This window comes from Tissierella sp. (assembly GCF_032104385.1).
GTDB lineage: Bacteria > Bacillota > Clostridia > Tissierellales > Tissierellaceae > Tissierella.
This window is the reverse complement of record NZ_DAMCHJ010000008.1, coordinates 52,592-62,684: the sequence shown is the minus strand read 5'-3', so window position 1 is coordinate 62,684 and position 10,093 is coordinate 52,592. Positions and strand designations below refer to the sequence as shown.

The 10,093-nt window shown below is 29.7% G+C and carries 12 protein-coding genes and 1 pseudogene; 1 reads left to right on the top strand and 12 read right to left on the bottom strand.

What is annotated here, in order from left to right; genetic code table 11:
* The 7 genes from RT714_RS09515 to RT714_RS09485 form a co-directional block, all read right to left on the bottom strand.
* Positions 1-404: Rnf-Nqr domain containing protein (locus RT714_RS09515; RefSeq protein WP_313757333.1), on the bottom strand; the 404-nt coding region annotated here is incomplete at its 3' end.
* Positions 401-1,039, bottom strand: a complete 639-nt coding sequence (locus RT714_RS09510; RefSeq protein ID WP_313757332.1) for an NADH:ubiquinone reductase (Na(+)-transporting) subunit D — start codon at positions 1,037-1,039, stop codon at positions 401-403. The genes RT714_RS09510 and RT714_RS09515, both read right to left, overlap by 4 nt.
* A 3-nt stretch (positions 1,040-1,042) precedes the next feature.
* A complete protein-coding gene (locus RT714_RS09505) occupies positions 1,043-1,648 on the bottom strand; it encodes an FMN-binding protein (protein ID WP_313757331.1) in 606 nt (201 codons plus the stop codon).
* Positions 1,645-2,625, bottom strand: a complete 981-nt coding sequence (locus tag RT714_RS09500) for an RnfABCDGE type electron transport complex subunit D (RefSeq protein WP_313757330.1) — start codon at positions 2,623-2,625, stop codon at positions 1,645-1,647. Before RT714_RS09500 ends, RT714_RS09505 begins: the two co-directional genes overlap by 4 nt.
* Positions 2,626-2,772: 147 nt before the next feature.
* Complete coding sequence (locus tag RT714_RS09495) at positions 2,773-3,522, bottom strand: peptidylprolyl isomerase (RefSeq protein WP_313757329.1); 750 nt, start codon at positions 3,520-3,522, stop codon at positions 2,773-2,775.
* A gap of 125 nt (positions 3,523-3,647) precedes the next feature.
* Positions 3,648-3,845 carry a cold-shock protein gene (locus RT714_RS09490; RefSeq protein ID WP_094901600.1) on the bottom strand — a complete coding sequence of 66 codons (198 nt, stop codon included), beginning with the start codon at positions 3,843-3,845 and terminating at the stop codon, positions 3,648-3,650.
* A gap of 241 nt (positions 3,846-4,086) precedes the next feature.
* Complete coding sequence (locus RT714_RS09485; RefSeq protein WP_313757328.1) at positions 4,087-4,530, bottom strand: methylglyoxal synthase; 444 nt, start codon at positions 4,528-4,530, stop codon at positions 4,087-4,089.
* Positions 4,531-4,724: 194 nt separating this feature from the next.
* Between RT714_RS09485 and RT714_RS09480 the strand changes: the two genes are divergently transcribed.
* Positions 4,725-5,222 (top strand): hypothetical protein, encoded by a 498-nt coding sequence (locus RT714_RS09480; protein ID WP_313757327.1) that lies wholly within the window; start codon positions 4,725-4,727, stop codon positions 5,220-5,222.
* Between the two features lie 27 nt (positions 5,223-5,249).
* Here RT714_RS09480 and RT714_RS09475 read toward each other — a convergent pair whose 3' ends face one another.
* The 5 genes and pseudogenes from RT714_RS09475 to RT714_RS09455 all read right to left on the bottom strand — a co-directional run.
* Positions 5,250-6,002 (bottom strand): acyl-ACP thioesterase domain-containing protein, encoded by a 753-nt coding sequence (locus tag RT714_RS09475; protein WP_313757326.1) that lies wholly within the window; start codon positions 6,000-6,002, stop codon positions 5,250-5,252.
* Between the two features lie 79 nt (positions 6,003-6,081).
* Positions 6,082-7,434, bottom strand: coding sequence for an MATE family efflux transporter (locus RT714_RS09470; protein WP_313757325.1), 1,353 nt, complete (start codon positions 7,432-7,434; stop codon positions 6,082-6,084).
* A gap of 148 nt (positions 7,435-7,582) precedes the next feature.
* Positions 7,583-7,858, bottom strand: coding sequence for a hypothetical protein (locus RT714_RS09465; protein WP_313757324.1), 276 nt, complete (start codon positions 7,856-7,858; stop codon positions 7,583-7,585).
* 157 nt (positions 7,859-8,015) lie between these two features.
* Positions 8,016-9,386, bottom strand: a complete 1,371-nt coding sequence (locus RT714_RS09460; protein WP_313757323.1) for a sodium-dependent transporter — start codon at positions 9,384-9,386, stop codon at positions 8,016-8,018.
* 497 nt (positions 9,387-9,883) lie between these two features.
* Positions 9,884-10,093 (bottom strand): annotated as a pseudogene (locus tag RT714_RS09455) (DNA mismatch repair protein); the annotation flags it as partial.

The window sequence follows — 10,093 nt, the reverse complement described above, 5'->3', positions numbered from 1 at the left end:
GATTGAAGAAAATTATAGTTACGAATTATCATAAATAATGAAACTCCTAAAATAGCACAATTAACAGTTATTAATGGTAAAAATATTCCAAGTGCATAATATAGGTTGGGAAGATATCTTTCAACAATCATCTCTAAAAGTTGTACAAAAGCAGCTATACTAATAATAAAAACTATAAACCTTAAATAATCTAAATGTAGTGGCAGTAAAACATAATGATATATAATATAGTTTATTATAGTTGTACAAGCTAAAACAAATGTAACTGCTTGACCCAATCCAAGAGAAGTAGGTATTTCTCTTGAAACCGCTATAAATGAACACATGCCTAGAAAATTACTAAATATCATATTGTTTGTAAATATTGCTGCAAAAAATATAACGAAAGGGTTAAGTTCTATCATTGACTAAACACCTGACCTTTCTTTTTATCTTCTCTTTTCTCTTTTTCTCTCACATTTTTAGTTATCCAAATAATAACTGCTAGAATAAAAAAAGCTGCTGGCGGCATTATCATAATAGTCCACGGTGTCCACCAATCGCCTAAAACCTGAACACCAAAGATTGTTCCAAATCCTAATAATTCTCTAAAAAATGCTATAGTTAGAAGAACTAATGTATAACCTAAACCAGAAGCCACTCCATCTAAGAATGAAGGTATAGGTGGATTTTTTTGAGCATATGCTTCCGCTCTGCCCATTATTATACAGTTTGTAATAATCAAGCCTACATAAGGTCCTAATGCCTTACTCATTTCAGGCATATATGCCTTTAGAAAAATATCTACTATAATTACATAGGCTGCTATTATAAGTACTTGTACCATCATTCTAATATGCTTAGGAGTAAAAGTTCTAATCAAAGATACAGTGAAAGATGATAATGCAGTAACAAAGATTAGTCCTACTCCCATAATTAATGAATTTAACATAAGATTAGTTACGGCCAATGCGGAACATATACCTATTATTTGAACTAATACAGGATTATCTTCCCAAAGTCCCATTTTGAATATTTTTTTAGGGCTATCTCCTGCCATTTCCTATTCCCCCTTTCTTTCTTTAATAAATTTATCAAGATCTTCATTTAATAATTTACTTACAGACTTGGATGTTAAAGTTGCACCTGCTATGGCATCTACATTTCCTCCTGCTGCTGGTCTATATATAACATAATTTCCGCTTTGTGACTCTGTTATATCAATTCCTCTAAATTGTTCTTTATACCAATCTTCTGATATCCTACCACCTAATCCCGGTGTTTCACTATGGGAGATAAAGTCTAATCCAAGAATTGTTGAATAATCTGATGAAACCCCAACATAACCCTCTATGCTTCCCCAAAGACCAGACCCACTTATAGGTACAGCATATCCTAAAACTTCTTTATTATCGCCATAATATATATATATTGGTTCATCCTCTGACCCTATGTTACCTATATTATCTATAAAAGTTCGATTAATATCATTAGGATTTTCGGATAATGGCTGAATATCAAAAATATAAAGAAGTTTTTTACTTAGTTCTATTTCTTGATTAAAAGCAATTCTATCAGCAGTACTGTAGTTTAAAAAAGCTAATATAAAAGTAAAAAAAGCAGTAAGTATAACCATGAAAATTATTGGAAAACTAAAAGTTTTTTTCATATTGCCACCTCTTTTTCTTTAGCCTTATCCTTTTTATATCGCTTATAGGAGTTAACTCCCTCATCTATTATGGGGGCAAATGTATTTCCAATAAGTATGGCAAACATCATACCTCCAGCGAATAAAGCATATCCTCTAATAATTACAGTAACTATACCTATGAGAATACCATAAATCCATTTCCCTTCCTTAGTTTTTGGAGCAGATATAGGGTCTGTTGCCATAAATACAGTACCAAATAATAATCCCCCTGCTAAAATACCAAAGATAGGATTCGGAATTTGACTATTTCCCAATAGATATAGGATTCCACTTAATCCAGTAAATCCAACTAACACACCAGACATTATCTGCCACGAAGCGACCTTCTTATAGATTAGATAAATACCTGCCAATATTATTAAAATAGCAGAAGTCTCCCCTATAGAGCCCGATACATTTCCTATAAGTAAATCTATTAAAGATGTTATCTTCCCAGTATCTCTAAATAAAAGCATCGGTGTTGCTTGAGATACGGCCTCAACTCCTTCTGTTATATAATTACTAAACCCACCTGGAAATCTCAAAGAAGCCTTTGACCATTCTATAGTTAATGGCGTAGGAAAACATACATATACAAATGCTCTAGCAACTAAGGCTGGATTAAATATATTCTTTCCAAATCCTCCAAATACTTCCTTAGCAAATAAAATACCGAATATAATCCCTATCACTGCTATCCAATATGGAGTAGTAGGAGGCAATGTCATAGTATATAAAATACAACTAACAAATATTGCCTCTGATACCTTTTTGTTATAATTTTTCTCAAAAATCCATTCTGTTGCTACTCCTGCAATTGTAACAATTCCCAAAAGTATTAATGTCCTCCATCCAAAAAAATAGATAGATGCAAATACTATTGGCATTAAAGAAATGATAACTGTTCGCATCATCTTTTGCTTGATGAAATGCTTTGAAAACTTTTCTAAACTCAAAATAACACCCCCGTATATTGATGAATTAATCTACTATATTGATATATTCCCAATTTTCTCCTAAAATAACATTTCTAGGCTAAGTAATTAGAGATAATAAAAAAGTTGTCAATTAAATAAAAATGAGAGGTTTATTACCTCTCATTTTTACATATTCTTTATTACTTCATATTTCTGTTTTAATTCATTTGTCTTATTTATATATGCTTCTTGTTGCTTAACTCCAAGTACTTGCTGGGTTATTTGACTTTTAATTTCATCAAATGTACTTAAGGATTCTTTATTTTTAGCTAATAGTTTAATTATATGATATCCAAATTGGGTTTTTACTGGTTCTGAAATAGTATCCACTTCCATATTAAAAGCAGCTGTTTCAAACTCTGGAACCATTTGTCCTTTAGTAAATTCACCTAGATCTCCTCCTCGCTCCTTAGAAGGGCAGGATGAATAATTTTGTGCAGCTTCTTCAAAAGAAAGTCCATTATTTATTTCATTTATAATATCTTTAGCCTTATCTTCATTATCCACTAAAATATGACTAGCAACTACAGATTCCGGTTTTTTGAAATTTTCTTTATTTTTATTATAAAACTCTAATATTTCACCTTCTGTTACTGTAACTTTAGATAAAATATTATTTAATGCATATTGTTTAAGCAAGCCTTCCTTTAATCTTTCTAATTCCTTAGTAAAATTTTCTTCCTTATCTAATCCATCTTCTAAAGCATTTAAATATATTAACTCCTGACTTACCAATTCATCCACTACTCTCTTGATACCTTCAGGTGATTGAAACTGCATTGCCATTTGAGGTCCCAAATCATTAAGAAATTTAAGTACAGTATCCTCAGTTATTTCTTTACCATTAACTACTGCAAGCACTCTTTTTTCACTCATATGTATTCTCCTTTTATTTAAATTTTAGAACATAATCTCTACTAAATTATCATATAGGTTTTCTATTGTCAATAATTAAAAACCTCTTAAAGACGTATCTTTAAGAGGTTGTAAGTATCCATTTACTATAGAATTGTAATGTTTTCAGCTTGTAGACCTTTAGCGCCTTCTACAACGTTGAATTCAACTTCTTGACCTTCTTCTAAAGTTTTGAATCCTTCTTTGTTGATTTGTGAGAAGTGAGCGAATACATCGTTTCCTTCCTCAGTAGTAATAAATCCAAATCCTTTTTCTGCGTTAAACCATTTTACTGTACCTTTCATTGCATATACCTCCGAAATTTTATTTCTTTAATTCTTTGTAAAAATACCAACAATAAAATTTCTTTACTATATGCAGATAAACCTCTGTACCCATAGAAATTATTGTGTATTGATTATTTACTTCCGAATTAAAGCTACAATCTAATATTAACATACTCTAAAATAGATTGCAACTACATTTTATATCTTTTTTAACAAATTATACACCAAATTTACATTAATAACATAATGATTCTAAAAACTACTTTGATATTCTTAAATCAGAATAGTCAACTATTTCTCTTATATATTCTTCATCCATTAATGGTGAAGACAATATATAATCAGCAGAAGATCTATTAGTAGCTATGGGAATATCATACAAAACAGCAATTCTAAGTAATGCCTTTATATCTGGATCATGAGGTTGAGCTTCCAATGGATCCCAGAAAAAAATCACCATATCAACTTTACCTTCAACAATACGAGCTCCGATTTGTTGATCCCCACCTAATGGACCGGATTTAAACGCTTTTACTGGCAATTCTGTACTTTCAGCTATTCGCTTTGAAGTAGTCCCTGTACCACATAAAAAATGTTTAGATAATATTTCTTTATTTTCTTTTACCCAATTTATTAGTTCATCCTTCTTATTATCATGTGCAATAAGAGCTATGTTTTTTTGTCTTTCCATTTTTATTTTCATCATTTACACCTCCAAGCTTAAATATATTTAGCATTAATTTTTTATTTTAAACATAATATAGCTATTTTATCATTAAATTGGGTAATATTATATAGAATAATTTATTTCACTATTTTTAGTGTTATTGTAATGGTGTATATATTCACATCATTAACCAAATTTAATAAATTTTAATAAATAAAGGAGCGTTTTATATGAACACAATGATTCAAAAGTATGTAACACAAGAATTTATGACTGAAGCAGAAGGAAACTATATTGACGAAGCTATTTCTAAAAAGGAATCTCTTATTGTATCGGGGCATAGATCTGCTGGTATAAGACCATTAATGGCTACTTTAATGGCAGTAGCCAAAGGTAGATTTAAGTCAATCCAAGTTAAAGATTTTGAAGATTTAAATAGTGACGTAGAATATTTCCTTATTCCAGGTCTAGATAATCTAGATTTTGAAAAATTAATTGGTGAAGCTATGACAAAACCAAATACATCATTTATATCTCTAAAGGAACCTGAGCATCCATATTCCATACTAAAACTATTAAGACAAGTTTATAAAGAAACAGAAGATACTTCTAAAGTGTACCACCTTATAGAATGTGCTAAGATTGATAATGTACCAAAATTAACCAAGATTACAAAAATGCATCTAGACGAAAAAGGGAAAATCATAAAGATAGATTTTGAAGGCTAAAAAATAAGTTAGGTGTAATCGCCTAACTTATTTTTTTAGCCTTTTCCACTTTGTTATTCCCATTGAATGAATTTCCTTATTGTTGCTATCTAAAATCTTATGGAAATATTCATGTATATCTCCATTATCGTCTACTTCCTTGCTACCAGATGATATTGTCTTCCCATAAACAGTTTCCTTTTTATATAAAATTTCAAATTCGCTTAATATATAATTTTCATAAATATCTTCTGGAATAATTTCTAGCATCCAAGCAAGATATTTAGTATTATTAACATGATTATTATAATCAATATCTAATCTTCTTACGTGAAAGTCAATATATTCTTCTATATCTATTTCTTTTTTGAAATCATAAAAGTCATCAAAAGTCTTTTCCTCTATTAGATTAGAAGCTTCTACAAATTCTAATGGTATTCTAATGGGTCTTTTCTTTTCCATATTTATAAATATCCAAACTGTAGAAGCTCTCCCTATTTCTATTTCCTTCTCATCATATATAATAAATTCTCTAGTAGCATAGAATCTATCAATGCTAGAAGTCCATGTTTCAATGGTTATTTCTTCTTTTACATCTGGATATCTACTCATCTTAACCTTCCAACGGTTAAGCATCCAACAATAATTTAAGTCTTGTAATTTATCAACACTAAATCCAATATACTCAGTATGTGCACTTGATGTTTCTCCTAGATATGTGAGCATTGCCAGAGGTGTAGCTCGTCTATATTTGTCCGCATCATAATATGGAATCTTAAATGTTTTTCTATATTTAAACATAAAAATCAACTCCTTCAAGAATTAATATCATCATAGACATTATATACTGTATAAAAAAGCCTAGAAAGCAGTTTAAATTTTAAGTTACATTTCTAATCCATTTTTTAGACTTAACTCTTGGTAACCCAATAACTGCTTTAACTATTTCTTCAACAGAAACCAATATAAAAACAATGTAAACTGGCAATCTAAATATTAAAACTCCAACAAATGCTAAAGGCACTCCTACTAACCACACAGAACCCATCTCAAGATACATAGAAAATGTAGTATCTCCACCACCCCTAAGAACTCCAACAATTAATGTAGAATTAAATGTTCTTATGAAATAAAATAATCCTGAAAAAAATAACAATTTCCTTGACAAATTATATACATCTGGCTCAAGATTTTTAAATAATTTTAAAGTTATATCTGGTGTTAAACTTAATATTGCACCCAATATTAAGCCTGCAATAGTTGACATAATAAGAAATTGTATTGCATAATCATATGCTTGTTCTTCATCTCTAGCACCAATCTTATTACCTACCATAACTGTACAGGCATTTCCAAGCCCTCTAACCATTACAAAAAAAATATTTTGAATAGTCCCTGAGACCTGAACTGCTGCCGTTGCCTCTGCTCCCATTTTTGCATAGGCTGCAGAATACATAACTTGTCCCAATGCCCAAAATGCTTCATTGATTATTACAGGATAAGTAGTCTTTAAATATCTATTTATAAACTCTTTTTTCCAATCTGTTAGTTCCCTTAAACTAGCTGCAAGAGGTTTTATATCTTTATATATAAAGTAAAAAATAAAACTAATTTCAACTATTCTAGCAATCAAAGTTCCATAGGCTGCCCCTTTTACTCCAAGTTCTGGAAAACCAAAATGACCAAAAATAAGTAAATAATTAAATATCGTATTAATTATAAAAGATATAGCTGAAACTACCATGGGCATTTTAGGTTCCCCAATACTTCTAGATGCTATACTAAAAGCAAATCCTATACCTGTTATTATATATGATAGAGATACTATGCGTAAATAGTCACTTCCTAACCTTATTACTATTTCATCATCAATAAAAAACTTCATAATCATTTCTGGAGAAAAGAAAGCAACTATGGTAAAAATAAGTCCTGCCAAAGTGCTTAAACTTACTGCTAATCCCAATATTCTCTTTATGTTTTCTATATCTTTTTTTCCCCAAAATTGAGATATGAAAATTGAAGATCCACTATTGATTCCAAAAATAATCAAAGAATAAAAAAAGAAAAGTTGATTTGCTAATCCTACTGCAGCTATACTTGATTTACCTAACTGGGATATCATCAAAGTATCCACCATATTTAATGAAGATGTTATTAGATTTTGTAATGCGATTGGAATTGCTATTGCTAGCAGATCCTTTAAAAATTCTTTATTCTTAAAAATTTGCTTCATCTATTACCTCCCATAATGTTTATAATAAAAAGATTATAATACCTAACGCATTATTTTATTATATAATATTTTCTTTAAAGTAGGTATACTATTTCTTTTAATGATTGATAGTCATAAATAAATGGTACCTGATATTAGGTACCATTTATTATCTCCTACCATATCTTGTATGATCATTTCCTAAGTAATTTATATTTGCATAAATCCTAACCATATTACTATTATCCTCATGCTCAATTTGAATATTCGTAGCTCTGCCATCGTCTCCCCGTCTTTCTAAGTGGTGATTTATAATTTCTGAAGCTATCTTTTCACTATATTCACCATTATACACCTTATTATACTCATCTGCTGTCATCTCCAATATTGACTTATGGACTCCATCCTTAACGAATCTTTTTTCCACAATATTATTAAATAGCATACTTAAGACCTCCTTTTATAATTACTAATAATTAATTTAAAAAACTCCTTTATAGTATCTTTTCTATAAAGGAGTTTTTTATGTGGTTTTTTATATATAAAATCATATATTTATCTAAGTTTTTATTCTAAAAATCTCTATTTTCTATCCATACTATTTATTTACCTAAAATTTTATCTAACAATCCCAATGAGCTTAATAGTACTATAAATATAGCAAATGGTACTACATATTTAATTAGTATAGTCCAGAATTTTTCAAGTTTAAATTTTACTCCTGGACTCTTTTTCACTTCAGCTATGGCTTCATCTACACCCCAAATATATCCAATAAATATTGCCATTAGAAATCCACCTATAGGCATCAATATATTAGATGTAAAGAAATCCAAAGTATCAAAAACTCCTCTATTAAACAACGGAATATGAACATCTGCCATCGGTCCCATAGATAAAGAAGCAAATATACCAATTATAAACATTAATGTTGAAGCAATGGAAACAGCCTTGATTCTAGTCCATTTAAGACTATCAATACAATAAGCTACTGCTACCTCAAGTAATGAAATAGCCGATGTAAGAGCTGCAAAAAATACTAATACAAAGAAAATTATACCAAATATTGTTCCAAAAGGCATTACTTCAAATACTGCTGGTAACGTGATAAACATAAGCCCTGGACCTTGACTAGGTTCAAATCCAAAGGCAAATACTGCTGGCAAAACAGCAAAACCTGCTAACAATGCTACTGCTGTATCTAAACTCGGGATTATAAGAGCATTCTTTTCTAAATTCTCGTCCCCCTTCAAATAACTTCCATAGGTAATCAGAGCTCCCATCCCTAGAGATAATGAAAAGAATACTTGCCCTAATGCATCAACTAAAACACTAGGTCTAAATTTACTAAAGTCAGGCTTTAAATAATAAGAAAGACCTGCAGAAGCACCATTAAGTGTAACTGATCTTATTGCCACTACAATCAACATAACTAGCAATGCTGGCATCATAAATTTACTTGCCTTTTCTATTCCATCAGATATCCCCTTAATTACAATAGCTACTGTCAATACCATAAAAATACCATGATAAATTAAGGGTTCTACTGATCCTCCTATAAATCCTGTAAAATAAGCTGCTTTATCAGCACCAATCTTTCCAGTTACAGTTGCCACAATATATTTAATAACCCATCCACCTACTACACTATAATAAGATAAAATTAGAAATGCAGTTAAAATTCCAATAGATCCTAAAAACCCCCAATTTTTATTCAGCTTTTTATAAGCTCCATATGGGTCAAGTTGTGTTTTTCTACCTATAATCATTTCTCCCAACATCATGGTAAATCCAACTAATACTACTATCAATAAATAAGCTACAACAAACACAGCACCACCATTTTTCCCTGCCAAGTATGGAAACTTCCATAGATTACCTAATCCTACAGCAGAACCTGCAGCAGCCATAATAAATCCAAAACTAGATCCCCAAGAGCCTCTCCCTTCTTGATTATTAACTTTATTATCCACGATATCCCTCCTCTAATATTTTTTGTTATATTTATGATTTTAAATGATTATACTACATTTATATGCAAAAGTAAATGAATATTGCGACTATTCTGTATAGTTTATTTTTTGTCAAAGTTTTTGTCAATATTTAGTTGAATTTTACAAGCAGACTCTAATAAAGGTAAATTTTCATTGCATTAAAAAATCGATTGAGAATTATTCCCAATCGATTTTTCTATTGCTAACTAATTACCTTCAAATAATAGAACCTAAATATTCATATCCAATTACATTTAAATATTTGAATAACTAATTGCTTTTCATCATCATAAAATTATTGATGAATTCATTTTGTCTTTGTCTTATTCTATCATTATTGGAATTTAATTATTTAATTTAGTATGGCTTACTTAAGTTTTACTCAGAGAATATAAATAAAAAGATTCAATACCTTCATAGATTTAGCCCTTATATTTTTGGGTTGAAAATATCAATAATTGAAAGAAATATTTGTTCTAATCTTCCAGTATTTCAATCCCTACTGATTTCATTAAATATTTTGCATTTGTTGATGTTGATTTACCTAGTTTGATTTTATAATCAAAGTATATTTTATTATCTTTATATCGCTCAGAGAAATGATAATTTTTTATCCTATTGTACTTATCTAATACACATAATTCTAAATCATGGGTAGTTATCGCTCCAACTATCCCTAATTTATT

Excerpts from the sequence above, each read along its gene's own strand:
- RT714_RS09510 (WP_313757332.1), bottom strand. The coding sequence starts at position 1,039 with ATGGCAGGAGATAGCCCTAAAAAAATATTCAAAATGGGACTTTGGGAA.
- RT714_RS09505 (WP_313757331.1), bottom strand. The coding sequence starts at position 1,648 with ATGAAAAAAACTTTTAGTTTTCCAATAATTTTCATGGTTATACTTACT.
- RT714_RS09495 (WP_313757329.1), bottom strand. The coding sequence starts at position 3,522 with ATGAGTGAAAAAAGAGTGCTTGCAGTAGTTAATGGTAAAGAAATAACT.
- RT714_RS09490 (WP_094901600.1), bottom strand. The coding sequence starts at position 3,845 with ATGAAAGGTACAGTAAAATGGTTTAACGCAGAAAAAGGATTTGGATTT.
- RT714_RS09485 (WP_313757328.1), bottom strand. The coding sequence starts at position 4,530 with ATGAAAATAAAAATGGAAAGACAAAAAAACATAGCTCTTATTGCACAT.
- RT714_RS09480 (WP_313757327.1), top strand. The coding sequence starts at position 4,725 with ATGAACACAATGATTCAAAAGTATGTAACACAAGAATTTATGACTGAA.
- RT714_RS09475 (WP_313757326.1), bottom strand. The coding sequence starts at position 6,002 with ATGTTTAAATATAGAAAAACATTTAAGATTCCATATTATGATGCGGAC.
- RT714_RS09470 (WP_313757325.1), bottom strand. The coding sequence starts at position 7,434 with ATGAAGCAAATTTTTAAGAATAAAGAATTTTTAAAGGATCTGCTAGCA.
- RT714_RS09465 (WP_313757324.1), bottom strand. The coding sequence starts at position 7,858 with ATGCTATTTAATAATATTGTGGAAAAAAGATTCGTTAAGGATGGAGTC.